Genomic DNA, 25,032 nt, shown 5'->3' with positions numbered 1-25,032 from the left:
TCTCGAGATTCCGAGTCGGAACTCTTGACGGACGTGTCTACTTGTCTAACAATCTAGATGTCCGCAATGCCGCGCCCCCCAGAGATCCGCACCGACGCGGCCCCGCTCGAAACTCGATGAGGAGTTCGATCCAATGTTCCAGCAGATCCTCGACCCGGTCCTCGGGTCGCTGTGGCTCTCAGCGCTCGTCGCGGTGATCCCGCTCGCGACGCTGTTCGTCCTGCTCGGCGTCTTCCGCATGTCCGCATGGAAGGCCTCCCTCGTCGGGCTGGCCCTGTCCATCGTGCTCGCCATCCTCGTCTGGCGGATGCCGCCGATCCAGACGATGAGCGCGACCCTCGAAGGCGCCCTCTACGGCATCATCCCCATCCTCTGGATCCTCGTGAACGCCCTCTGGGTCTACCGCCTCACCGTGGTGACCGGCTGGTTCGAGGTGCTCGGCGAGCGGATCCGCGCCATCAGCGACGACCAGCGCATCCTCGCGATCCTCATCGCGTTCTGCTTCGGCGCCCTGCTCGAATCGCTCGCCGGCTTCGGCGCCCCCGTCGCCATCTCGATCGCGATGCTCATGGCCGCCGGCATGAAGCCCGTCAAGGCCGCCATCGTCTCGCTCCTGGCCAACACCGCCCCCGTCGCCTTCGGCGCGATGGCCGCCCCGATCATCGCCCTGTCGTCGGTCACCGGCATCGACATCCACCTGCTCTCGCAGATGGCCGGCCGCCAGACGCCGTTCCTCGCGCTCTTCGTCCCCCTCGTCCTCGTCTTCATCGTCGACGGCAAGCGCGGTGTCAAAGAGACCTGGCCGGTCGCCGTCGTCGCCGGCATCGTCTTCGGCCTTGCGCAGTTCGTCACCTCGAACTTCATCGCCGTCGAGATCACCGACGTCGTCGCCTCGGTCGCCACCGTGCTCGCCGTGCTGCTGATGCTGCGGGTGTGGAAGCCGGCGCACGTCGTCACCTTCGCGGCCGAGGACGGAGCCGGCGACGCCGACACCGCCACGGGTGGATCGGGCTCCGGCTCCGGTACCGGCGCCGGCGCGGGGTCGCGCGGCACGCGCACCGGCCTCGCGGTCAAGGAGGTCGCCGAAGCCGTGCAGATCGACCAGTCCCGCTACTCGAAGGCCGGGCTGACCTGGAACGCCCTGATGCCCTACGTCGTCATCATCGCCGTCTTCTCGATCTCGCAGATCCCGGCCGTCAAGGCGTTCCTCGCGGCGGCCACCACGATCCAGTTCCCGTGGCCCGGCCTGTCGATCACGGACGCCGCGGGCAACGCCGTCGCCACCGAATACAAACTGAACATCGGCGGCGCCGCCGGCACGCTCCTCCTGCTGTCGGGCGTCATCGTCGCGATCGTCTACCGGCTGTCGGCCAAACGCGCCGCCCGCGCCTACTCCGCCACGATCCACCAGCTGCGCTTCACGATCGTCACCGTCAGCGCCGTGCTCGCCCTGGCCTACGTCATGAACCTCTCGGGGCAGACGCAGAGCCTCGGCGCCGCCCTCGCCGCGACCGGTGCGCTCTTCGCCGTGCTCTCGCCCGTCATCGGCTGGCTCGGCGTCGCGATCACCGGATCCGACACCTCCTCGAACGCGCTCTTCGGCCTGCTGCAGGCCACCGCCGCCGAGCAGGCCGGCATCAACCCGATCCTCACCGCCGCGGCCAACTCGTCCGCCGGCGTGCTCGGCAAGATGCTCTCGCCGCAGAACCTCGCCGTCGCCGCCGCGGCCGCATCGATGGGCGGCAAGGAGGGCGACCTGTTCCGCAAGCTCATCTGGTGGAGCCTCGGCCTGCTCGCCGTGTTCACCGTCTTCGTGTTCCTGCAGTCGACGCCGGTGCTCGGCTGGATGGTGCCGACCGCACCGTGAGCACCTTCATCGCACCAGCGACGCTCGCGACGCCGGGGTCCGTGCACCCCGGCGTCGCCGGCGCCGTCGCCGACGCCGCCCGCATCAAGACCCGCGCCATCGACCGCGCCGCGTATGCGAGCGACGCATCGCACTACCTGCTCACCCCCCGCGCCGTCATCGTCGCCGACGACGCCGCCGAGGTCGCCGCCGTGCTCCGCGCCGCGAGCGCCGCCGGCACCCGCGTCACCTTCCGCTCCGGCGGCACCAGCCTGTCCGGGCAGGCCTCCGGCGGCGATCTGCTGATCGACACCCGGCGCGCCTTCCGCCGCATCGACGTCCTCGACGGCGGCCGGAGGGTGCGCGTGCAGCCCGGCGCGACCGTGCGACAGGTGAACACGCGTCTGCTCCGCCACGGAACCCGCCTCGGCCCCGACCCGGCGAGCGAAGCCGCCTGCACCATCGGCGGCGTCGTCGCCAACAACTCCAGCGGCATGGCCTGCGGCATCACCGAGAACACCTACCGCACCCTCGAATCGATGGTGTTCGTGCTGCCGTCCGGCACCATCGTCGACACCGCCGACGCCGACGCGAACCGGCGCCTGCGCGAGCTCGAACCCGAACTCTTCGACGGGCTGCAGCGCCTGCAGCGACGGGTGCGGGCCAACCCGGAATCGGTCGCGACCATCACGAGCCGCTTCGCCATGAAGAACACCATGGGCTACGGCGTCAACGCCTTCCTCGACCACGACACCCCCGTCGACGTGCTCGCCCACCTCATCATCGGCAGCGAGGGCACCCTCGCCTTCGTCGCCGAAGCCACCTACCGCACCGTGCCCGTCTCATCGCGCATCACGACGGCCCTCGCCGTCTTCCCGACGCTCGATGACGCCACCCGCGCCCTCCCCGCCCTCGTCGAGACCGGCGCGGCGACCCTCGAGCTCATGGACTCGACCAGCATCCGCGTCGGGCAGTCCCTCGCCGACGCCCCCGCGCAGATCCTCGGCTTCGACGTCACCGCCGAAGCCGCCCTGCTCGTCGAATACCACGCATCCACCGACGAGGAACTCGACGCCCTCACCGCGCGCGGCGACGAGGTGCTCGCCCACCAGCCGCTCCGCTCCCCCACCGCCCTCGCGACCGACCCAGCCGAACGCGCACTCGCCTGGAAGCTCCGCAAGGGCCTCTACGCCTCCGTCGCCGGCGCGAGGCCGCCCGGCACCACCGCCCTGCTCGAAGACATCGTCGTGCCGGTGCCGTCGCTCGCACCCACCTGCGATGCGCTCCAGGGGCTCTTCGAACGGTACGGATACCGCGACTCGGTCATCTTCGGGCATGCGAAGGACGGCAACATCCACTTCATGCTCACCGACCGCTTCGTCGGCGACGAGGCGATGGGCCGGCTCGCAGGCTTCACCGACGACATGGTCGACCTCGTCCTCGGCGAAGGCGGCAACCTCAAGGCCGAGCACGGCACCGGCCGCGCCATGGCGCCCTACGTCGAACGCCAGTACGGCGCCGAACTCACCGACGTCATGCGCGAACTCAAACGGCTCTGCGACCCCGCCGGCATCCTGAACCCCGGCGTCATCCTCGACGACGACCCCGCAGCCCACCTGGCCAACTTCAAGCATCCCGAACCCATCGAGGACGAAGCCGACCGCTGCGTGGAATGCGGGTACTGCGAACCCGTCTGCCCGTCGAGGGATCTCACCCTCACCCCGCGGCAGCGCATCGTCGTGCGCCGCGAGATGGCCCGCGCCGCCGCCCGCGGCGACGACGCCCTCGTCCGCGAACTCGACCGCGACTACGACTACGCAGGCATCGACACCTGCGCCGTCGACGGGATGTGCGTGACCGCGTGCCCCGTGCAGATCGACACCGGCACCCTCGTCAAACGACTGCGGCGCGAACAGCAGAACCCCGTGCTGGCCGCCGGCTGGAAGGCCGCTGCCCATGCCTGGGGGCCCGTCACGCGGGCCGGATCCGCCGCGCTCACGGTCGCGGACGGGATGCCGGCCGGCCTCGTCACCGCGACGACTACCGTCGGCCGCGCCGTGCTCGGCGCCGACACCGTTCCCGCCTACTCGCCCGAGCTGCCCCGCGGCGGCCCCGCGCGCCGTGCCCGACGGGGGCCGGCGGGATCCGGCATCCACGACCCCGTCGCCGTCTACCTGCCCGCCTGCGTGAACAGCATGTTCGGCACCGCCGGCGACGGCATCGGCGCGACCGAGGCGTTCACGCGGCTGCTGGACCGCGCCGGCATCCGCGTCGTCGTGCCCGACGGCATCGAATCCCTCTGCTGCAGCACCCCGTGGACCTCGAAGGGCTACCCGGGCGGGCGGGAGGTGATGCAGCGGCGCGTCGTCGACGCCGTGCGCGAGGCGAGCGACGGCGGCCGGCTGCCCGTCATCAGCGACGCCTCGAGCTGCACCGAAGGCTTCGTGCACCTCTTCGCCGACGCCGGGCTCGAGGTGCGCACCGAAGACGCCGTCGCCTTCGTGGCGCGCGAGGTGCTGCCGCGGCTCGGTGAGATCGCCCCCGTCGTCGACTCGCTCGTGCTGCACCCCACCTGCTCGTCGACGCAGCTCGGCCTGAACCCGGCACTGCTCGAAGTCGGCGGCGCGGTCGCCGCCGCCGTCACCGTCCCCGACGCCTGGAACTGCTGCGGCTTCGCCGGCGACCGCGGCATGCTGCACCCCGAGCTGACGGCGTCGGCGACGGCAGCCGAAGCGGCCGAGGTCGCGGGTGCGGATGCCGCGGCGCACGCCTCCTGCAACCGCACCTGCGAGCTCGGGATGACCCGCGCGACCGGGCGCGAATACCGGCACGTGCTCGAGCTGCTCGAGGAGGCGACGCGCGGGGCGCGGTGAGGGGGCGGGGTCTCGATACGCTCGTGCCTCGCTACTCGACCGGCGGGGTCGGGTGAGGGGCGGGGTCTCGATACGCTCGTGCCTCGCTCCTCGACCGGCGGGGTGAGGGCGGGGTCTCGATACGCTCGTGCCTCGCTACTCGACCGGCGGGGTGAGGGGCTGCGGAACCCGGAACCCGGGGTTCTCGCACCCGGCGGCCGGTAGGCTGCCCGCGTGGAACCCGGCTTCGTCTTCGCCCTCGTCTGGGCCGTGCTCGCCGTCGCGATCGGCATCGCGCTCATCACCCGGCGCGACTGGCTCGCCGCACGCATCCGCGCCGAACGCGAAGCCCCCGGCATGCGACCGGGACTGCGGAGCCCGAAGCCGTGGCTGTTCCTCCTGCTCGGGCTGCTGTTCGCCGCGATGGGCGTGTTCATCATCATCGTCGCGGTGTCACTGGGCTGAGCGCGCGGAGCCGTGCGCCGCGGCATCCGCACCCGAGCCGAGCCGCGCGCCGCGGCATCCGCACCCCGCCGGCAGGCGCCCCTACGCGAGCGCCGCGACGTCGCCGCAGACGTGCACCTCGATGCCGAGGGCGTCGAAGGCGGCCGCCTTGGCGATGAGGGCCGCATCGGCATCCGCACCCGACGGCGCATATGCCACGTTCAGGTGGTTCGCCTTGTGCCTGGCCATGAACTGGTCGCGGCTCACGCCGTGCAGCACGGCGTGCATGATCGGCCATTCCGGGTTCGTCGCCTGCCGGCGGCGCTCCGTCTCCTCCGGCGGCAGCTCCACCGCCGACGCGCGGCCGAGATCGGCGTGCAGCCGGCCGCCCTCGATGTACACGCGCGACCACACGATCTCGCCCGGCCGCGAAACGCCGTTCAGCGTCGAGCCGCCGAGCGGGAAGTACACCGGATCCTGCCGCATGCCGACCGCGCCGGCGTATCCGCCCGCGAGATGCGAGGCCGGCACCGACCCCGAGATCTCGTACACCCACACGAACCGTCCGTCGAAGTCCTCGCCCCAGCGCACGTCGTGCAACGTCGTCGCCGGATCGAAGCCCATGCCGCGCCACACGCGGTTCGTCACGAGCGCATCCACCGCGACGCCCTCGTCCGCCTCGTTGAAATGCGGCAGCGCCTGGCCCTCCCACAGCACGCGCGAGCCGTCGCGGCTCGTCACCGGCGGTCGCTGCGTGTTGTTCAGCAGGCCCTCGGCAAGATCGGACGCGGGGCAGATGTCCTTCAGCCCCTGCTGGTACTGGATGCCCACGGCATCCAACCCGAAATCATCGGCGATGCGCAGGGCCGCGATGTACATCTTGTACTGCCAGCGCAGCTGCGACTCGGTGAGCTCGCTCGCCTCGTCGGTGCCGAGCTCGAATCGCATGCCCGCGTCGGCGAGCCAGGCGCCCACCGCATCGGCCTCGGCGTCGGGCACGCGCTGCATCTCGGCCCACAGCGCCGACTGCGAGAGCCGCTCCTTGTATATGCCGAGGGCATTCAGGAACTCGTCGTCGAAGATCGCGTTGTACATGCCCATGCAGCCCTCGTCGAACACGCCGATGATGGCCTTGTCGGTCTGCAGCTGGGCGGCGACGGCGCGGCCGAGGCCCTGCTCGTCGGGGTGGGCATCGAGGCCGGGCAGCGGATGCACGTGGGCGGCGTCGTGGGTGATGCGGCCGGTCTCGGTCCATTCGCGGAGGCCCGCCGTGAACCAGTCGTCGGTGAAGTCGACGCTCCAGATCGTCGAGTAGGCCGTGCCCATCTTCGTCAGGCCCGCGTTCAGACCGAGGAGGCCTACGAGCCCCGGCCAGTCGCCGACGAAGTTCGCGACCGTGAGAATCGGGCCCCGATGCGTGCGGAGGCCGGCGAGCACGTGATGGCTGTACTGCCAGACGGCCTCGGCGACCACGAGCGGCGCATCGACCGGGATGCTCGTGAAGGCCTCCAGGCCCATGCGCTGGCTCGAGATGAACCCGTGCCCCGTGGTCGCGTCGACCGGATTCGCGCGCACGATGCTCCAGCCGAGCTCACAGAACGCCGCCGTGACGGCATCCTCGAGCGCCGCCTGCGTCGGCCACGCGGCGGTGTTCGCCGACTCGCGCAGGTCGCCGGACGCGATGAGGTAGGCGGTCTTCGGCGGCGCGGCGGCCGGTCGCGGGGCGGGTTCGGGGAGGGTGTAGCTCATGGGGCTCCTTCTGCGTGCGGGCTTCGATGGCCGCGGGTGGATGCCGGGAGCGCCGCGCATCCGCCACGTGCTGTCACTCTGGCAGAAATCGATTTCAGGAGCAAGGGGGCGGCAGCTGCCGGGGTGCGGGCGCTCCCCAAGACCCCGGCCCACGGCCATGTCGGAGAAAGCCACGGATTCGGATGGAAACCCACGCATTCATCCGAATCCGTGGTTATCTCCGAATCGGCGGCGACGGTGCCGGGCGCCCGAGCACGCCAGGACGGGCGCGCCCGCGCGGCGGGCGCGCTACTCGGTGGCGGCGGGCGCGGCGGCCGCGGGGGCGGGGGCGGCCGCCGGGATCAGTTCGCTGCGGAGGACGACGGTGCGGGCGGGCTCGCGGTCGCCGCCGATGCGTTCCATGAGCATGCGCGCCGCGGTGACGCCGATGTGGCGCGCGGGCAGTCGCACGACCGAGACGGCGGCCGGCGAGATGGTCGTGAACGGCAGCCCGCCGACGACGCCGACGCCCACCTCGGGCGGGGTGAGGCCGCGTTCGGCGAGCAGTTGCAAGGCGCCGACCGCCATGAGGTTGTTGGTGGCGACGACGGCGTCGGGCGGCTCGGGAAGGGCGAGCAGCTCGGTCATCGCCTCGCGGCCGCCCTCCACTCGGAAGGTCGAATAGCGCAGGTAGCCCTCCGGCATCCGCTCGCCGACGACCTCGCGCCAGCCTGCGGCGCGTTCGAGAGCCGTCTCGATGCCGTCGGGGCCCGTGATGCACGCGATGCGGCGATAGCCGGCTTCGAGCAGGGCGGATGCCGCGGCGCGCCCCGCATCCCGGTTCGACACGACGACGGCGTCGATGTCGTACGCCGAGGCACGGTCGACGGCGACGACGGGCCGCCCCGAGGCGACGAAGGCGTCGAGGTCGGTCTGGTCGGAGGCGGGGGCGAGGATGACGCCGGCCATGTTCTCGGAGACGGCGACGGCGAGGTAGCGCTGCTCTTTGTCGGGCCGTTCGTCGGTATTGCAGAGCACGACGGAGTAGCCGGCGGCCTGTGCGACGTCCTCGACGCCGCGAGCGAGCTCGGTGAAGTAGGGGTTCTCGATGTCGGGGATGACGAGCGCGATGACCTCGGAATTGCGCCTGCGGAGCGTGCGCGCGGTGCGGTTCGGCGTGAAGTTCAGCTTCTCGGCGGCCTCGCGCACGGCCTCCTCGCGCTCGGGCGAGACGCGGGTGCCGTTGAAGACACGCGACACGGTCGCCGGCGACACGCCCGCGAGTTCGGCGACCTCGTAGATGGTGGCCATCGGGCGCTTCCTTCCTCAGTGGATGCCGCGGGCGGGCGGTTCGGTGCGAGTCGTCTCGGGATGCGCCGGGCCGGCGTCGGGGCGGCCCGGCACCGGGCGGCCCGGGTCGGGCGGTGGATGCCCGGATGCGGCGTGCGGGCGGGCCGCGGCCGGTCTCGTTGACACCCGCCGAGCCCAACCCTACAGTGTTGAAATCGGTTTCAACGCGGCGTGCCGCCGTGCGGCGGGCCACGGCATCCGCACCCGGAACCGTGCGACGACACGACGAAGTGGAGCACACGTGCCAGGCGACCTCGGCGGGCTCTCCCGCATCCGACGACTCGAAACGCGCTCGATCAGCCCCGAGAACTTCGACGGCTCGCCCGGCGGCGGCGGCCGCGCGACGAACGGAACCGGGGCATCCGCCGCCCGCGACCTCGGCCCGGGCTGGAAGATCTCTCCGAGCGTCGACATCCCCGCCGGCGAGACCTTCGACCTCGCCCGCATCGACGGCCCCGGCCGCATCACGCACATCTGGATCACGACGCACACCGACCACTGGCGCACCCTGCTGCTCCGCGCCTACTGGAACGGCGCCGAGGAGCCGGCCGTCGAGGTGCCCTACGGCGACTTCTTCTGCAACGGCTGGGGCGTGTTCGCGCAGGTCGACTCGCAGCCGATCGCCGCGAACCCCCACGGAGGGTTCAACTCGTATTGGCCGATGCCGTTCCGCACGGGTGCGCGGCTCGCGCTCGAGAACGTCTCGGACGTGGACGCCCGCGTGTACTACCAGGTCAGCTATGAAATCGGCGACGAGCTCGAGCACGACGGGTACTTCCACGCCCAGTGGCGGCGCAGCAACCCCCTCGCCGACCGCACCCCGCACACCATCGTCGACGGCGTCGAGGGATCGGGTCACTACGTCGGCAGCTACCTCGCCTGGGGCGTGAACTCGAACGGCTGGTGGGGCGAGGGCGAGATCAAGTTCTACCTCGACGACGACGAGGACTACCCCACGATCTGCGGCACCGGCACCGAGGACTACTTCGGCGGCGCCTGGAACTTCGATATTCCCGGCAAGGGATATACCGAATACTCGACCCCGTACCTCGGGATGCCGCAGGTCATCCGCCCCGACGGGCTCTACGTCTCTCAGCAGCGATTCGGGATGTACCGCTGGCACGTGCTCGACCCGATCCGCTTCGCCTCCCGCCTGCGCGTCGACATCCAGGCCCTCGGCTGGCGCAGCGGCTGGCGCTACCTGCCATTGCGGGACGACATCGCCTCGACGGCGCTGTTCTACCTCGACCGGCCCGTCGCGGCCCGGCCGCCCGTGCCCACCGCCGACGAGCTCGAGATCCACCTCGGCTCGGCGCCGGTGCCCGACATCGGCGCGACCCCGCCGCGCGCGCCGCGGGACTGACCGTGCGTGGGGTGCTGCGCCCGGCGGGCCACGGCGGGGCGGCGCGCCACCGCATCCACCGCGGGATCGCGAGCCTCGCCGCGGGCGGGATGCTGCTGCTCGCCGGCTGCACGGGCGCGCCGGGCACGGCCGCGCCGGGAACGCCGGACCTCGGTGAGCCGCTGCCGGGCGCCGCGTTCGCCGCGGAGATCGACCGGCACGTCACGGCGAGTGCCGTGTCGGACGGCGACCTGTGGCCGAGCTGCTGGGCCGACGACGGCGAGCTGTACGCGGCCAACGGCGACGGATCGGGCTTCGGCAGCGAGGTCTTCGACATCGCGGTGAACCGGGTGACCGGCTCCCCCGACGAGGAGGGCGAGCTCGACGGCGAGTTCCTGGCGGGCGGCGATGCGGTCGGGCAGGTGTGGTCCGGCGAGGGGTTCACGCGCAAGCCGACCGGGATGCTGTGCGTGGGCGGATCCATCTACCTCGCCGTGCAGGATCTGCGGCTCGACTTCAACGAGGCGCCGGCCGCGACCATCGCACGCAGCGACGACGGCGGCAGAACCTGGGTGTGGGACCGGTCGATGCCCATGTTCGACGAGCACGAGTTCACGACCGTGTTCTTCCTCGACGCAGGCCAGGGCAACGAGCACGCCCCCGACGGGTACGCCTACGCCTACGGGCTCGACGGCAACTGGCGCGACTCCTTCGACGACAGCGTGCCCGACCCGACCGAGCTGTTCCTCGCCCGCGTACCCGTCGATGCGGTGCAGGACGTCGACCGCTGGGAGTTCTACGCCGGCCGACCGGGCGACGCCGAAGCGAGCTGGACGGCCGACATCGCCGACAAGCGGCCGGTCCTCGTCGACGACCGGCGGCGGTACCCCTCGGAATCCGGGCAGGGCGCGGCCCCCGGCACCGCCGACCTCAGCGTCGTCTCGCAGGGCGGCGTCACTAACCTGCCGGCGCAGGACCGCTACGTGTACACCTCATGGACCGAGCTCAGCTTCGAGTTCTCCGAAGCGCCGACGCCGTGGGGGCCGTGGACGCTGTTCCTCTCGGAGGATTTCGGCCCGTACCCCTGGACCGACGAGTCGTTCGGGGGCTACGGCACGACCATCCCGTCGAAGTTCGTCTCGGACGACGGCACGCGCATGTGGGTGCAGTCGAACGTGTGCCCCTGCGCGCCGGCGGGCATGAGCTCCTATTGGTTCGGCCTGCGCGAGCTGCGGCTCGACCGGCAGTAGGGCGCTCACCAGCGACGAAGGCCGTCGACATCAACATCGGCGGTCATGACATCCACGTCGCACGGTGGGTCGATTCGCCACCCTTGCGCCCGAAGCTCTTCAGCAGCGATCACCTGGTGTCGGGACACCACCGTGCGCAACTGGAGCGTGCGCCATACCTGCCGAGAATCGTGCAGCGCTCTCTGCCAGCCCGACACGGAGTCGGCGCCGCAATCACGGATCGCGAGTTCGATGATGTCCTCGATGCAGGGGCGAAAACGCCCACCACCCACGGGGATATGCAGGCTGGAGAGCATATGCGGAGCCTTGACACGCTTCGGATCACTCCGATGCGCCATCGTCAGCATCGAGGAGAATGCACCCCGCTCGGCATGAATCTGCCAGTGCGCCATCGGCTCCGTGTTCATCTCGGCGTTGTAATCGCAGCGAATCAACGGCTGCCGATCGAGCGTCGAGTGCAAGGCGAACGTGCTGCCGCTGGTCTTCAGATGAGCATTGTCGCGGTCGAGGGCGAGGTGATACCTGAAACTCAGCCCCGCGACGACCTCGCCGGAAACGGAGAGTGGAATCCGCCGGTCGTCCTGCGAGGTGACGACGACCCGATTCCCGGTGTTGAGGGCAACGGTCTGCGGTACATCTGGCAACGACGCCCGTAGGACATCATCCACTCGCTGTGTGAAGAGCTCCGCCTGCCCGAGAAGGCCGCTCACGCGTCGCCGAGCGCACCGAGGAGGAACTCCACGGAATCCAGAGCTTCCTTGATCGACCACTCGGCGTCCGAAAGGACACCGTTCGATGCATCCTCGCGAAAACTCTCGACCGGCCGCTCGAGCGCTCCAAGGAGCTCTGTGCGACGCCGTTCGAGGTCTTCCCTCGTCAGCTCGATGACTGCGCTCATGGTTTGTTCTCCCTCCACGAAGAGTAGAACAGGGACCACCGACATTCCAACGCCGCACCGGCGAATCCGCAGTTCAGCACGCGGATCCAAGGCGGTGCGACTCGCCTGCGGCGAGCGAGACCCGGCCGAGCGACCGCGCGGCATCATCGGCGCCGAGCACCACCTCGGCGTCGAGGGTGCCGCCGTGGCAGTGCAGCGTCACGGCATCCGCCGCGGCATCCACCACCCCGAACCCCGTCGACGTCAGCCACGGGAAGCGGCCCGCGCGGGTGAGCGCGAGGGTGCCGGCGACCGCATCCCAGCGGATGCCGGTGAGGGCGTCGAGCACCGTCCAGCCGGCCATCGCGCGCACGTAGTGGTCGCCGCATTCGATGTCGTTGTAGGGGTTGCGGCGGCGCCCGTCGGTGCGGGTCCAGAGGGCGTCGAGCACGGCGCGCCCCTCGTCGACGAGGCCCTCGAAGAGGCAGTGCGCGGCGATCTGGTATTCGGATCCGCACCACACCTCGTCGGCGTACCGGGTGGGCACCTCGGGGCGGCCGCCGTCGGGCCAGCTGCACATGAGCAGCCCGGAATCGTCGGCGGCGTCAGCATAGACGCGGTATGGATGCCGGAAGCCGTCGAAGCCGTGACGGAGGTTCACGCGGACGATGTGGCGCAGGGCGCTGCGCACATGCTCGGCGGGCAGGATGTGGCCGAGGCCGAGCTGGTGCGCCCACCACTGCCCGACGAGCTGGTCGCTCAGCACCCCGGTGAGCCACTGGTATTCGACGGGGTCGCCGTCGTCGAGCTTCTGAATGTAGTGCCGGCCGTCGAAGAGCGTCGCATCGTAGGCGGCCGTGCCGCGCTCGAAGCGCGCCCGGGCATCCACCGCGGTCTGTTCGTCGCCGACGAGGCGGGCGAGCTCTTCGAGGGCGCGGAGCGCGGCGAGCCAGAGCGAGCCCATGAACGGGTTCACGCCGGCGAGGTCGATGTCGTGCGTGCTCGACTGGATGCCGCGGAGCACCCCGTCGTCGCGAATATCCCATTTACGGCATATGTGGGTGTAGAGGCGGGTGAGGGCCGGCCAGCGGCGTTCGAGCCAGTCGAGTCCGGCGCCGCGGCGGACGTCGCGCAACGACTTCAGGATCGTGGCGAGCATGCCGTCGAGCGCAGACTCCTCGGGCCCGCCGACATCTTCGTGCTGCATCTGCGGCAGGTAGACGGGCACGCGCAAGCGGTGCGGGATCGACCCGTCGGGCGCCTGCAGCACGTCGAACTCGGTGTCGCGCATATCGCGTTCGAGCTCGGGCCAGAGCGCGGCGAGCGCCGCCTCGTACTGCCAGACGTGCGTGCAATTGAGCGGGCAGGAGCCGCCGAACACGCCCGACCACATGGTGGTGGATGCCCCGAGCGACCCCTCGTAGCCGTAGAATCGCCCGTCGGCGCCCCGGAAGCACGTCGGCGAGCGCACCACGATCGCCTGCGCCGCCATCCGCTCGACGGTGCGCACGTCGAGCTCGCCCCCGGCGAGCGTCGCCGTCCACGCCTCGGTGCGGGCGACGAGCCCCTCCCAGTCGCGGGCGACGTGCTCGAAGGCGTCGGCCGCATCCGCGAAGCGGGTCGCGTAGCGGTTGCCGATCCAGAACCTCGAGGCGCCCCATTCGCCGTGCGGGCGGCCGAACTGCTCGACGTCGACGAACCGGTTCGGAAACCACCACGTCATCGCGAACCGCACCCGCCGCGTCTGCCCGGGTTCGATCCAGAACGGCACGCCGATGACGGCCGCCCAGCTGCGGCCCGCCGGGCTCGGCCCGGTGCCGCCGCGCGGCGCGTGCAGTTGCGGATCCGGGATCGTCGCGGCCGCCGCCGCCTTCGCCCGCCCGTCGTTCAGCGCCCTCGACTCGAGGAACGCGCGCAGTTCTGCGAGGCTGCCGCAGCGGGGCATCGCGGCGGCGGATTCGTCGTCGGCGGCGAGCAGCATCTGCCCGGCCGCCGCGTCGTCCTCCCGGTAGTTCGGGTTGTCCATGGCCACGCGCGCCCAGCCGCGCCCGCGCGAGAAACGGTTCACGTTGCCGCCGAGCCCGCTCGCAGTGAGGTCGGTGCCGATCGGGGTGACGCCGTCCCACCCGACCGCGTTCAGCAGCGACCCGGCGAGGGTGCCGTGCACGGCGACGTCGCCCGTGTTCGTCAGCGCGAACTCGAACATCCCCGTCGGGATCGCCGACACCTCGGCATCCAGCGGCTCCATCGGGTTCAGCACCCGCATCCGCACCGCCAGCGGAATCGCCGGATCGGCCAGCGACACCTCCGCGAACGGGTACACGCCGCTGAAGCGCGCCTCGGCGAAGGTGCCGACCCGGCCGGCGGCATCCAGCATCCACTCGGGCACCTCGCCGTCGGTGACGAGCGGCGCACGCGGGTCGGCGACCGGCGCGGCCTGCAGCATGCGGATCTCGTCGAGCGGCGGTTCGATCTGCGTCGTCCGCAGCCAGAACCCGCTGAGCGGCAGCGCGCCGCGGTGGTTCGGGATGCCGTGCAGCTGCCACTGCCTGAGCGACCCGTCCGCGTTCACCGCGAACCCTCCGGTGCCGATGCCGCCGACGGGCATCGCGAGCGCGGGCGCCTCGGTGTGCGGGATGGGCGGGGCGGGGTGGGTCACGCGGAGTGCTCCGTTTCGTTCGGGATGCGGATGCCGGTCGTGGGCTCGGGCTGACCGGCGGCGGCATGCTCGGGCGGAGCGGTCTCCGCCGAGTGGATGCCGAGGCGCACCGGCACGACACCGATGCGCCCGAGCGCGGTGGCGGCCGCGGCCCAGCACAGGGCGACGGCGAGGCCGGGCACGAGGGCGAACAGGCCGATCGTGGAGACGAGGCTCGCCCAGGCGGCCGCGGCGGTGAAGGCGAGGACGCCGATCGCCGGGATCGGCGTGCGCGCGGTGGCGTGCAGAGCGACCCGCCACACCGAGGAGAGGCGCGCCTCGTCGCGTTCGACGGCGAGCGGCAGGGCGGCGACCGCCGTCAGCAGGGTCAGGATCGTCGCAGCCAGGCCGAGAAGTGCCGATGCCATCATGCCCGGGATGCCCGAGCGCACCGCGATGTCGCCGGCGGCGACCGTGAGGCCCGCGGCGAGCGCGGGCACCGCGAGCACGGCGGCCGCGCGGCGTGCGTCGCGCCACGAGGTGCGGGCGCGTCGCCCCTCGGTCTCGGCGGCGAGGTGCCGCGTCGCCCATGCGGCGAACGGTGCGGCGGGCAGGGCGATCGCAAGCGGCAGCAGCGGGCTGCCCGCCCCCAGCAGGTGGAGCGCGACCAGCACGACGGCGGCGATCGCGACGCTCGCACCGAGCAGCACCGGCAGGGCGCGCCAGAGTGCGGGGAAGAAGCGGGCGAGGGCCGGGTCGCCATGCGCCGCGGCATCCACCGCAGCACCCGAACCGGGCCCCGGGGCATCCACCGCGGCCGCACGCCCGCGCCCCCCGGCATCCGCGCCCCGCACCGCGCTCACCCCTTCAGTCCCGTCGAAGCGATGCTCGACACGAACTGCTTCTGGAACAGCAGGAACACGATGAGCACCGGCAGCACCACGAGCGTGATCGCGGCGAACACCACCGCCGCCGGTGCCGCGCCGAAGCCGTTCTGCAGCACGACGAGGCCGAGCGGCAGCGTCATGTTCTCGGGGCTCGAAAGGAAGATGAGGGGGCCGAAGTATCCGTTCCACGATGCCTCGAACGACAGGATCGCGAGGGCCGACAGCGCCGGCCCCGACAGCGGCACGAGCATCCGGAACAGGATCCACAGGTGCCCGGCGCCGTCGATCGTCGCCGCCTCGTCGAGCTCCCGCGGAATGGATCGGAAGTACTGCGTGAGGAAGAAGATCTGGAAGACGTTCACGAGCGCCGGCAGCCAGAGCGCTGCGAGCGTATCGACCAGACCGAGCTCGCGCATCATGATGAACACGGGGATGATCACGAGCTGCGCCGGCACCATGAGCGCCGACAGCATGAACACGAGCAGACCCCGGCTGCCGCGGAATTCGACGCGGGCGAACCCATACGCGGCGAGCACCGAGAAGAACAGCGAGCCCGCGGTGCAGATCACGGCGAGCAGCACCGAATTGCCGAACTGCTGCCCGAACGGCATGTAGTCGAACACGTCGGCGAAGTTCTGCAGGCTGAACGGGATCGGCAGCCAGCTCGGCGGCGTCGGGAAGGCCGCCGACGGATCCGTGAGGCTCGTGACGATGAGCCACACGAGCGGGGCGATCATCACGACGCCGAACACGGCGAGCGCGACGTCGAGCACGATGCTGCCCGTCGATGTGCGCCGGTGTCGGCGCGGCGCGCGATCGATGCGCGTCAGCAGATCCGGCCCGGGGGTGGATGCCGTGGGCCGGCCGGTCTCGAGATCGAGCGTCATGCTTCGTGCACCCACTTCCGCCTGCCGATGAACTGCAGCAGGGTCACGCCCATCACGATCACGAACACGAGGATCGCCACCGCCGCCGCGTACCCCATATCGAACGCCTGGAAGCCGCGCTCGTACAGATACATGACGATCGTCTTCGTCGCATCGTTCGGGCCGCCCTGCGTGATGATCTGGATGGGCTCGAAGATCTGGAACGCGCCGATGAAGGTGATGATCGTCGCGAAGAACAGGGTCGGCGACATGAGCGGCAACGTCACCCGCCAGAACGTCTGCCAGGCGTTCGCGCCGTCGGTGCGGGCTGCCTCGAGCAGCTCCGTCGGCACCGTCTGCAGGCCGGCGAGCATGATGATGAAGGTGAAGCCGAGCGTATGCCAGAGGTCGATGACGATGATCGCCGGCAACGCCCACGCCGGGTCGGTGAAGAAGTTCGGGGTGTCGATGCCGACGACGGCCCCGTACTGGGCGACATAGCCGAAGGTGGGATCGAGCACGTACTTCCACAGCAGGGACACCGCCGCCCAGGAGATGAGGAACGGGAAGAAGATCGCTACCCGCAGGAAGTAATTCAGCGTTCGGCTGACGACACGGTTCACGGCGATCGCGAGCAGCAGACCGAACACGATGTGCGTGACGACCGACGCCAGGGCGAACACGAAGGTGTTGCCGAGCACCTGCGGCAGCACGGGATCGGCGAAGAGCGCGGCGAAGTTGTCGAAGCCGATGAACTGCGGATCGGTGAGCAGATCCCACTTGAACAGGGCGAGTACGATCGCGAAGGCGAACGGGCCCGCGATGAACACGAGGAACAGCAGCAGGGCCGGGCTGACGAACATCCACCCGGCCGCCTCGGTGCGACGCCGCCGGAGCATGGCCCCGGGGCGCCGCACCAGCATGGTGCTCTCGGTCACTCGACGAGACCCTCGAGGGTCTTCTGCGCCTTCGCGAGGGTGTCGGCGGCATCGCCGTTGCCGGTGATGATCGTCTCCCACGCCTCCTGGATCGCCTTCTGCGCTTCGGCGCCCCGGTCGATCGAGGGGATCGGGGTGGCGAACGCCATCGCATCGCTCAGGCGCGTCGACCCCGCGGGAGCGTTCTCGGTGAACGCATCCGATTCGACGACGGAGGTGCGGGCGGGCACGATCGTGCCGCCGATGCTCGCGAAGTACTCGCCGGCCTCCTGCGACATGAGGAACTTGATGAACGTCCACGCGGCCTGCTTGTTCTCGCTCTTCTTCGCGATGTTCCAGGCATCCCAGCCGACCGGCGATCCATTGCCGGTTTTGGTCGGGAAGTTCACGATGACCGTGTCGTCGACCATGTCGATGTTGCGCATGCCGATGGTCGGCCAACGGCCGCCGCCGATCGACGCGAGCTTACCCTGTTTGTACTGCGTCTCGGCGTCGAACTGACCGCCGGGCTCGGGCGCAAGGCCCTCCTCGACGAGCTTGCGGACGAACTCGGCCGACTCGACGGCCTCGGGCGAGTCGTAGGTGGGCTCGCTCCAGTCGTCGTTGAAGGTGCTCGCGCCGTTCGTCGTGAGCCACGGCATGACGTCGGTGAAGTAGCCGGAGCCGGCGCCGAAGAGGTACGCCCCCGTCTTCTCCTTGATCTGCGTGCCGGCGGCCTCGAATTCGTCCCACGTCCAGTTCCCCTCCTCGGGGATCGGCACACCGGCCGCCTCGAACACGGTCTTGTTCAGGTAGAGCCCCATCGTGTTGAAGCCGCCGGGGATGAAGAGGGTCTCGCCGTCGGGCCCGGATGCGAACTGCTCGTTGAACTCGACGAGTTCGGGGTTGATGTCGGCGAAGTAGTCGTCGACGTAGTCCTGATCCTGTTCGATGAAGGGCTCCAGCGGTTCGAGCACGCCCTTCGAGGCGAACAGCCGCTGGCCCTCGGTGGCGACCTGGATGATGTCGATCTTCTGCCCGCCCGCAAGGCGCGTGGCGACGGTGTTCGAGAACACCGACCAGTCACCGCTTGGGATGCCCTGCGCCTTCAGCTTGATGCCGGGGTACTGCTTGTTGAACTCCGCGAAGAGCGCATTGAACGCCTTCTGCTGGTCGGCGTCGCCCATGTAGACGAAGGTGAGTGCGCCCTTCTCGGGGTCGCCTTCGGCGCCGCCTGACGAACCCCCGCCGGAGCACCCGGCGAGCGCGAGGCTCGTCGCGGCGACGGCCGCGATGATGCCCGTGATCCTGCTGAACCGCTTGTGCCTCTTGTGCATCTTCCCTCCTCAGGGATCCGGCTCGTCGTCGAGCCGCCCGGACTCCCGGCCGCAACGGCCGGATCCCGCGGATCGCGTCCCGGTCGGAGTGCAGCCGGATCGTCGGCGATCAGCGTGGCACCAGGGTTCCAGAAATCGATTTCAACGTCAAGGGATCGGGGCGGCCCGTGATCGGGGCGTGATCTCTGCGGGCGCATAGATCGCGCCGCGCGGCGCATCGTGAAACCGATTGCAGTGGATGCGGCGGTGCGGGTGGGCCGGCGACAGCGACATCGGGGGGCGGCACGCGGCGGCACGGTCCTCCCGCCGCCCCGCTCCTGGCGCCGCCGCCTTCGCAGGAGTGCCGATCTCCCGCGGGAGTGCCGGGAGGTCGGCACTCCCGCGGGAGATCGGCACTCCTGGCTGGAGCGGCGCAGGCTGCGCGCGGCGGCGCGGGCAGCGGGGCGGGCAGCGAGCAGCGACGGGCCGAGGCCTCGACAGTGGATGCTCGAGCGCATACGATGAGCGGAGTCGCGCCGATCGGCGCGCGCCGGCTCCGGCCGCCGAAGAGGGGAGGGCGATCATGACTGTTCTCGTCGCACGCCACGCATCCGCTTCTTCATCCAGCGAGGTCGCGCACACCGCCTGACCGGCGGCGCTGCGCAACGGCATCCATCGACCGCGGCGTCCGCGCGTCACGGCACGCATCGCCCCAGGGCATCCGCACCCGGACAGCGTGCTCGCGGCCAAGCGGTACCGCGCGGGCGAGCGCAGCGATTTCCACCGCTCGACGATCTACACCGAGGGCCGTTCGACGCGTCGCAGCCGCGACGCGCGCGCCATGGCGCGCCGCACGGGATACGGGCGCAGTTTCGCCGCAAGCCAGTGGGCGAGCGCCGAGTTCGATGCGCTCTGCCGGCTCGTCGAGCTCGGCGTCCCGGTGCCGTACCCCGTGCAGGTGCTCGGCACCGAACTGCTCATGGAGTTCGTCGGCACCGGCCGTGTCGCCGCCCCGCGCCTCGCCGAGACGCGCCTGCGCGGGCCGGAACTGCGGCCGATGCTCGAGCAGCTCACCGACGCCATGCACCGGCTCGCCGGCGCGGGCCTCGCGCACGGCGACCTCTCGCCGTACAACCTGCTCGTCGACGGCGACCGCCTCGTCATCATCGACCTGCCGCAGCTCGTCGATGTCATCTCGAACCCGAGCGGCATGGACCTGCTGCACCGCGACTGCGTCAACGTGTGCACCTGGTTCACGCGGCACGGGCTCGAATGCGACGCCGAGGAGCTCTTCGCCGAACTCGTCGGCGTCCTCGCCTGGTGAGCCGGGGGGTTCCGGGGGTGGATGCCGGTGCGCAGTGGGTGCCGCATCCCACCCCTTCCGGGGGTCATTTCCTGCCAGTTTTCCGCGCCGAACCCCGTGAATGTGGCGGGATATGACCCCCGCAAGCAGGGACAGGGTGTGGATGCGGCGGCGCCCACAGCACGGGGATGCGGCGGAGCCCGGCGGGTAGAGGCGGCGCCCGCCGGGTAGGGGGCGGCTGGCCCGTGCGGTTGGAGAGTGGGCACAATGCGGCGACCCCGCGGGTGGATGCCGTTGTGCACTGTCGACGAATGCGGCACCGGGCCATAGGCGGCCGATAGCCTGCGTCCAGTCTCGTACACCGTCGTTCGAGGAGGATCTGTGAGCGAACGCATCCGCACCATCCGCACCCCCGGCATCCGCACCCGCCGCCGAACACCCGACCACGACACCGCCCCGCCTCGGCCCCGGCTCGCCCGTGCGCTCCGCACGCTCGCCGTCGCCGCGACGGCGGTCGCCCTCGCAGGCACCGGCCTCGCCCCGGCGGCGGCGAGCCCGACCGTAAGCCCGGCGGCGAGCCCGGTATCCACCGCAGCCGCCGCATCCGCGCCCGCGGCAGCCGCAGAAACCCCCGCCCCGGCGGAGGACCTCGACGGCGCGTGCGTCGCCCTTCGCCTCGGCAGCGGCTACGTCACCCGCAAGACCGCCGGCTACGGCACGAACGGCACGGCCGCGAAGGCGGCGAAGATCCGCTTCGAGGCGACGGGACTCGGCACGTATTTCCTCGTCGATCAGCGCGGCAGCCACCTGTATCTGAGCATCTTCAACACCGTCATGCCCGGTTCCAGCTACGGCGAACGGGCCGACTGGGCTGCGGTGCGCAGCAGCGACGGGCTGCAGCTCGCCTCCACGTTCAACGACAAGCGCATCGGCGCGAAGCTCGGGCTGCTGGCGGCGGCGAGCGGTTCGTTCACGGCCGAGCCGGCCGATGGATGCGCGGAGGTTCCCGACATCGCCACGGGCGTGAGCGGCACGCCCGAGCCCGCGGTGAACGCCGACGGCACGCTGAACGGTTTCATCGACGCGCACATGCATGTGACGGCCGCCGCCGGTTTCGGCGGCAAGATGCGCTGCGGCAGCCCGTTCGCGGCGGGCGGCGTGGAGGAGGCCCTGAAGGGGTGCCTTTCGCACTCGGCCATCGGCGCGAGCGGGTGGACGGGCGCGCTGATCTCCGGTACGGACCCGTTCATGGACTACCGCGGCTGGCCGAGCTTCAACGATTGGCCGGAGCCGAAGACGCTGCTGCACGAGCAGGCGTACTTCCGCGGCATCCAGCGGGCGTGGGAGTCGGGCGAGCGCATCATGAACGCCCTGCTCGTCGCGAACCGGGTGATCTGCGAGGCCTACCCCGAGAAGGTCACGAGCTGCGATGAGACCGAGCAGATCCGGCTGCAGGCGCAGTATCTGCGCGATATGCAGGACTACATCGACGCGCAGTCGGGCGGGCCGGGGCTCGGCTGGTTCCGCATCGCGACGACTCCGGACGAGGTGCGGCGGATCGCGGCCGACGGCAAGCTCGCCGTCATCGTGGGCGTCGAGAGCTCCGAGCTGTTCGGCTGCCGCGAGGTGAACGGCGCCCCGCTGTGCACGACCGCCGACATCGACGCCGGTCTCGACGAACTCGTTTCATATGGCGTCAGCGGAATATACCCGGTCCACAAGTTCGACAACGCCTTCGGCGGCACCCGGTTCGACTCGGGCGCGCAGGGCGCGGCGGTGAACATCGGCAACAAGCTCTCGACGGGCCACTGGTGGCAGACCGAGGCGTGCGCGGGCGACGCGCACGACAACGAGCAGCCGCTCCGCAGCGACGAGATCGCGGCGCTGCTCGGCTCGTCGGGCCTGCCGGCGGGCACGATCGCACCGATCTACCCGGAGGGCCCGGTGTGCAATGTGCGCGGGCTCACGGAGCTCGGGCGGCAGCTCGTCGACCGGGCGATGGATCGCGGCCTCATGATCCACATCGACCACATGAGCGTGAAGACGGCGGATGCCGTGCTCGGCATGGCCGAGGAGCGCGGCTACCCCGGCGTGCTCACCTCGCACACCTGGGCGGACCGTTCGATGATCGCCCGCATCGCGAACGTCGGCGGGTTCGTCGCGAGCTATGCGAACGCCGCGCACACGCAGGGCGACCGCGAGGGCTTCCTCGACGAGTGGATCGCCAACCGCGAGGCGGCGCCGGGCGTGATCGACGCGTACGGCTTCGGCACGGATGTGAACGGGCTGGGCCCGCAGGCCGCGGCCCGTGAGGATGCGGCGAGCGATCCGCTCGTCTACCCGCTCACCGCGCTGAACGGCGTCACCCTCGACCGGTACGTCATGGGCGACCGCGTGTTCGACATCAACACCGACGGCGTCGCCGGCTACGGCCAGCTCGCCGACTGGACGGTCGACGTCGTGCACAAGGCCGGCGCCGATGGCCCGCTGCTCGAGCAGCAGCTCATGGCCGGCGCCGAGGGGTACGTGCGCGTGTGGGAGGCCGCGATCGCCTGGTGAGCCGCAGGCGCGAGTGGATGCCGGTGCGCGCCGGCATCCACTCGCCGCGCCCGGCTCGCATCCACTCAGGGCACGGGCACCGCTGCCCATGTCGGTCGCGGCGCAGCGCCGATATCGTCGGCTCGGCGCCGGCGGCACCGCTGCGCCCGCGCCGCGACCATGCACACCAAGACACAGGAGCACGGAACATGGAACGAACCCGAACCAAGCGCACGCTCGGCGCCCTCGCGGCGGGCGCCCTCAGCGTCGGCCTCGTCCTCGGGGCGGCGATGCCGGCTCAGGCCGCCGTCAACCGCGAGGTCAAGCGCTACACGACACAGGCGCAGTGCGCGGCGGTCTTCGCCGTCAAGTACACGAACCTGCTGATGAAGGGGTATCAGACGAAGGTCTACCACTCCTGCAAGTACAAGGTCGACAACGCGTCGCGCCCGTGGATGTGGGAGATCTCCTACTGGTGACGCCTCGGTGAGTGGATGCCGGTGCGCCCCGGCATCCACTCGCCCCCGCGGCCCGGCCGCGATACAGTGCACGGGATCGACGCGGATCGCCGCGCCGGGTCGCCACCCGTTCACCCGAGCCCGGAAGACTGCGAGCATGAGCGATCCCACCCCAGACCCCGAGCGGCCGCGCAACTTCCCGCCGCCGCCCCTCGCGCACGAGGATGCTTCGGCCGCCGCGATCGGCGTGCCGGCCGAGCAGGTCGACGCCGTGCGCGGCGCCGGCCTCCGCAAGGGCCGCATCTTCGCCTGGGCGCTGTGGGACTGGGGGTCGGCGTCGTTCAACGCCGTCGTCACGACGTTCGTGTTCACCGTGTACATCACGAGTTCGGCGTTCGGCCCGAAGGGGCAGCTTGAGGCGTGGCTCGGCTGGGCGCTCGCGGCGGCCGGCCTGCTGATCGCGGTGCTCGCGCCGGTGACGGGGCAGCGTTCCGATACGAGCGGGCGCCGCAAGCTGTGGCTCGCGGTCAACACCTATCTGGTGGTCGCGATCACGGCCGCCCTGTTCTTCGTGGAGGCCTCGCCGGAGTTCTTCGTGCTCGGCCTCGTGCTGCTGGCGGCCGGCAACATCTTCTTCGAGTTCGCCGGCGTCAACTACAACGCGATGATCGCGCAGGTGTCGACCCCGGCATCCATCGGCAAGGTCTCGGGCTTCGGCTGGGGCATGGGCTACGTCGGCGGCATCGTGCTGCTGCTGATCCTCTACTTCGGTTTCATCTCCCCCGAGGTCGGCTGGTTCGGGGTGACGGGCGAGAACGGCATGGACGTGCGGATCTCGATGCTCATCGCCGCCGCCTGGTTCGGGATCTTCGCCCTGCCGGTGCTGTTCGCCGTGCCCGAGTACCGCGGCACGGGCACCGCGCGCGAGAAGGTGTCGTTCTTCGCGAGCTACCGGCGCCTGTTCGGCGATATCGCGGGCCTCTGGCGGGAGCGCCGCAACACGGTGTGGTTCCTGCTGGCGAGCGCCGTGTTCCGCGACGGCCTGGCGGGGGTGTTCACCTTCGGCGGGGTGCTCGCGGCGTCGGTCTTCGGGTTCTCGGCGGGCGAGGTCATCATCTTCGCGGTCGCCGCGAACGTCGTCGCGGGGGTTTCGACGATCCTCATCGGGCTGCTCGACGACCGCCTCGGGCCGAAGCCCGTCATCCTCGCGTCACTCGTCGGCATCGTCGTGTTCGGGTTGGTCGTGTTCTTCCTCCACGACGGCGGGCAGATCGTGTTCTGGACGGCGGGCCTCGGGCTCTGCCCGTTCGTGGGGCCGGCTCAGTCGGCGAGCCGTTCGTTCCTGGCGCGCATCATCCCGGCCGGGCGCGAGGGCGAAGTCTTCGGCCTCTACGCGACGACGGGCCGCGCGGTCAGCTTCCTCGCACCGACCGCGTTCGCCCTGTTCGTCGGTATCGGCGGCGAACCGTACTTCGGCATCCTCGGCATCGTGCTGGTCGTCGCGGCCGGCCTCGCACTGCTGATCCCGGTGCGGGCGGAGTCGCGACAGCTCTCGTGACGGTGCCGGGTGCCGTGGATGCCGGTGCGCTCGCGGAGCGGTTGCGGGCGGCCGGATCGGTGTTCGCCGAGGAGGAGGCGCGACTCCTGATCGCCGAGGCGGCGGATGCCGGTGCCCTCGAACGCATGGCGGTCCGCCGCATCGCGGGCGATCCGCTCGAGCAGATCCTCGGCTGGGCGGAGTTCGCGGGCCTGCGCATCCTGCTCGAGCCGGGCGTGTTCGTGCCGCGCCGACGCAGCGAGTGGATCGCCGAGCTCGCGATCGCAGCGCTCGACGGCGGGGTGCGGATGCCGCGGGCCGCCCCGATCGTCGTAGAGCTGTGCTGCGGGTCGGCCGCGATCGCGGCGGCGGTGCAGCACCGGCATCCGCACGCCGTCATCGTCGCGAGCGATATCCAGGCGGCCGCGGTGCGGGCGGCGCGCCGCAATCTCACCCGGCCGGCGACTGTCGTGCGCGGCGACCTGTTCGACGGGCTGCCCCGCGGCATCCACCGCCGCATCGATCTCGTCGTCGCGAACGCGCCCTACGTGCCGAGCGGCGAGATCGGCCGCATGCCGCCCGAGGCGCGCGACCACGAACCCCGCATCACCCTCGACGGCGGCGCCGACGGCCTCGACATCGCACGCCGCATCCTCGCCGGCGCGCCCGAGCGCCTCCGCCCCGGCGGCCGCCTCATCATCGAGACGAGCCGGCGCCAGGCGCCCGAACTGCTCGCACTGTTCGCCGCCGCCGGCTTCGACGCCGGCATCCGCCGCGACCCCGACGACGACCGCAGGGGCACCGCCGTGGTGGGCGCGCTCGCACCCCGCTGACCCGCGCGGGCACCGCGGTGCGGCTACCCCCAGAAGTCGTCCGGTTCCGA

General features: G+C 71.0%; 20 protein-coding genes. 10 read left to right on the top strand and 10 right to left on the bottom strand.

From position 1 onward, the window contains the following. Positions 1-133 precede the first annotated feature (133 nt). From G127AT_RS16095 to G127AT_RS08385, 3 genes are all read left to right on the top strand, one after another. Positions 134-1,867, top strand: a complete 1,734-nt coding sequence (locus G127AT_RS16095; protein ID WP_244857490.1) for an L-lactate permease — start codon at positions 134-136, stop codon at positions 1,865-1,867. Then, a complete protein-coding gene (locus G127AT_RS16090) occupies positions 1,864-4,719 on the top strand; it encodes an FAD-binding and (Fe-S)-binding domain-containing protein (RefSeq protein ID WP_425305846.1) in 2,856 nt (951 codons plus the stop codon). Before G127AT_RS16095 ends, G127AT_RS16090 begins: the two co-directional genes overlap by 4 nt. Before the next feature lie 213 nt (positions 4,720-4,932). Continuing rightward, positions 4,933-5,163 carry a hypothetical protein gene (locus G127AT_RS08385; protein WP_210895935.1) on the top strand — a complete coding sequence of 77 codons (231 nt, stop codon included), beginning with the start codon at positions 4,933-4,935 and terminating at the stop codon, positions 5,161-5,163. An 81-nt stretch (positions 5,164-5,244) separates the two neighbouring features. Here the strand turns inward: G127AT_RS08385 and G127AT_RS08380 are convergent, their stop codons facing one another. The 3 genes from G127AT_RS08380 to G127AT_RS08370 all read right to left on the bottom strand — a co-directional run bounded on the left by G127AT_RS08380 (position 5,245) and on the right by G127AT_RS08370 (position 8,346). Next, positions 5,245-6,891 (bottom strand): fucose isomerase, encoded by a 1,647-nt coding sequence (locus G127AT_RS08380; RefSeq protein ID WP_210895933.1) that lies wholly within the window; start codon positions 6,889-6,891, stop codon positions 5,245-5,247. 288 nt (positions 6,892-7,179) lie between these two features. Further along, a complete protein-coding gene (locus G127AT_RS08375; RefSeq protein ID WP_210895931.1) occupies positions 7,180-8,181 on the bottom strand; it encodes a LacI family DNA-binding transcriptional regulator in 1,002 nt (333 codons plus the stop codon). Between the two features lie 15 nt (positions 8,182-8,196). After that, the gene (locus tag G127AT_RS08370; protein ID WP_210895929.1) at positions 8,197-8,346 is read right to left on the bottom strand and encodes a hypothetical protein; all 150 of its coding nucleotides are present in this window, start codon (positions 8,344-8,346) and stop codon (positions 8,197-8,199) included. A 115-nt stretch (positions 8,347-8,461) separates the two neighbouring features. Between G127AT_RS08370 and G127AT_RS08365 the strand changes: the two genes are divergently transcribed. Next, positions 8,462-9,583 (top strand): glycoside hydrolase family 172 protein, encoded by a 1,122-nt coding sequence (locus tag G127AT_RS08365; protein ID WP_210895927.1) that lies wholly within the window; start codon positions 8,462-8,464, stop codon positions 9,581-9,583. Between the two features lie 11 nt (positions 9,584-9,594). Then, positions 9,595-10,812 carry a glycoside hydrolase family 183 protein gene (locus tag G127AT_RS08360; protein WP_210895925.1) on the top strand — a complete coding sequence of 406 codons (1,218 nt, stop codon included), beginning with the start codon at positions 9,595-9,597 and terminating at the stop codon, positions 10,810-10,812. Between the two features lie 5 nt (positions 10,813-10,817). On the opposite strand, the gene G127AT_RS08355 is transcribed toward G127AT_RS08360, so the two are convergent. The 7 genes from G127AT_RS08355 to G127AT_RS08325 form a co-directional block, all read right to left on the bottom strand. Beyond that, a complete protein-coding gene (locus tag G127AT_RS08355) occupies positions 10,818-11,522 on the bottom strand; it encodes a hypothetical protein (RefSeq protein ID WP_210895922.1) in 705 nt (234 codons plus the stop codon). Further along, positions 11,519-11,710, bottom strand: a complete 192-nt coding sequence (locus tag G127AT_RS08350; RefSeq protein ID WP_210895920.1) for a hypothetical protein — start codon at positions 11,708-11,710, stop codon at positions 11,519-11,521. Before G127AT_RS08350 ends, G127AT_RS08355 begins: the two co-directional genes overlap by 4 nt. A 73-nt stretch (positions 11,711-11,783) precedes the next feature. Further along, complete coding sequence (locus tag G127AT_RS08345) at positions 11,784-14,348, bottom strand: GH116 family glycosyl-hydrolase (RefSeq protein ID WP_210895918.1); 2,565 nt, start codon at positions 14,346-14,348, stop codon at positions 11,784-11,786. Beyond that, the gene (locus tag G127AT_RS08340) at positions 14,345-15,190 is read right to left on the bottom strand and encodes a hypothetical protein (protein WP_210895916.1); all 846 of its coding nucleotides are present in this window, start codon (positions 15,188-15,190) and stop codon (positions 14,345-14,347) included. Before G127AT_RS08340 ends, G127AT_RS08345 begins: the two co-directional genes overlap by 4 nt. Further along, a complete protein-coding gene (locus tag G127AT_RS08335) occupies positions 15,187-16,101 on the bottom strand; it encodes a carbohydrate ABC transporter permease (protein ID WP_210895914.1) in 915 nt (304 codons plus the stop codon). Before G127AT_RS08335 ends, G127AT_RS08340 begins: the two co-directional genes overlap by 4 nt. After that, the gene (locus G127AT_RS08330; RefSeq protein WP_210895912.1) at positions 16,098-17,018 is read right to left on the bottom strand and encodes a carbohydrate ABC transporter permease; all 921 of its coding nucleotides are present in this window, start codon (positions 17,016-17,018) and stop codon (positions 16,098-16,100) included. The genes G127AT_RS08335 and G127AT_RS08330 overlap by 4 nt, the downstream gene beginning before the upstream one ends. Next, positions 17,015-18,334, bottom strand: a complete 1,320-nt coding sequence (locus G127AT_RS08325; protein WP_210895910.1) for an ABC transporter substrate-binding protein — start codon at positions 18,332-18,334, stop codon at positions 17,015-17,017. The genes G127AT_RS08330 and G127AT_RS08325 overlap by 4 nt, the downstream gene beginning before the upstream one ends. Positions 18,335-19,049: 715 nt before the next feature. Here G127AT_RS08325 and G127AT_RS08320 point away from each other — a divergent pair. The 5 genes from G127AT_RS08320 (at position 19,050) to G127AT_RS08300 (ending at position 24,982) form a co-directional block, all read left to right on the top strand. After that, on the top strand, positions 19,050-19,637 hold the full coding sequence (locus tag G127AT_RS08320) for a serine protein kinase RIO (protein ID WP_244857489.1): 588 nt from the start codon (positions 19,050-19,052) through the stop codon (positions 19,635-19,637). A gap of 360 nt (positions 19,638-19,997) precedes the next feature. Further along, the gene (locus G127AT_RS08315) at positions 19,998-22,175 is read left to right on the top strand and encodes an amidohydrolase family protein (protein WP_210895908.1); all 2,178 of its coding nucleotides are present in this window, start codon (positions 19,998-20,000) and stop codon (positions 22,173-22,175) included. 188 nt (positions 22,176-22,363) lie between these two features. Then, positions 22,364-22,633: a hypothetical protein gene (locus tag G127AT_RS08310; RefSeq protein ID WP_210895906.1), complete on the top strand. Its 270-nt coding sequence runs from the start codon at positions 22,364-22,366 to the stop codon at positions 22,631-22,633. Positions 22,634-22,769: 136 nt separating this feature from the next. Next, positions 22,770-24,170, top strand: a complete 1,401-nt coding sequence (locus tag G127AT_RS08305) for an MFS transporter (protein ID WP_210895904.1) — start codon at positions 22,770-22,772, stop codon at positions 24,168-24,170. Further along, entirely contained in the window at positions 24,167-24,982 is an 816-nt protein-coding gene (locus G127AT_RS08300) for a putative protein N(5)-glutamine methyltransferase (RefSeq protein ID WP_244857488.1), read from the top strand. The genes G127AT_RS08305 and G127AT_RS08300 overlap by 4 nt, the downstream gene beginning before the upstream one ends. Positions 24,983-25,032: the final 50 nt, after the last annotated feature.

Source organism: Agromyces archimandritae (genome assembly GCF_018024495.1).
GTDB lineage: Bacteria > Actinomycetota > Actinomycetes > Actinomycetales > Microbacteriaceae > Agromyces > Agromyces archimandritae.
The sequence above is the reverse complement of the archived record's forward strand: the minus strand, read 5'-3'. Positions and strand labels throughout refer to the sequence as shown.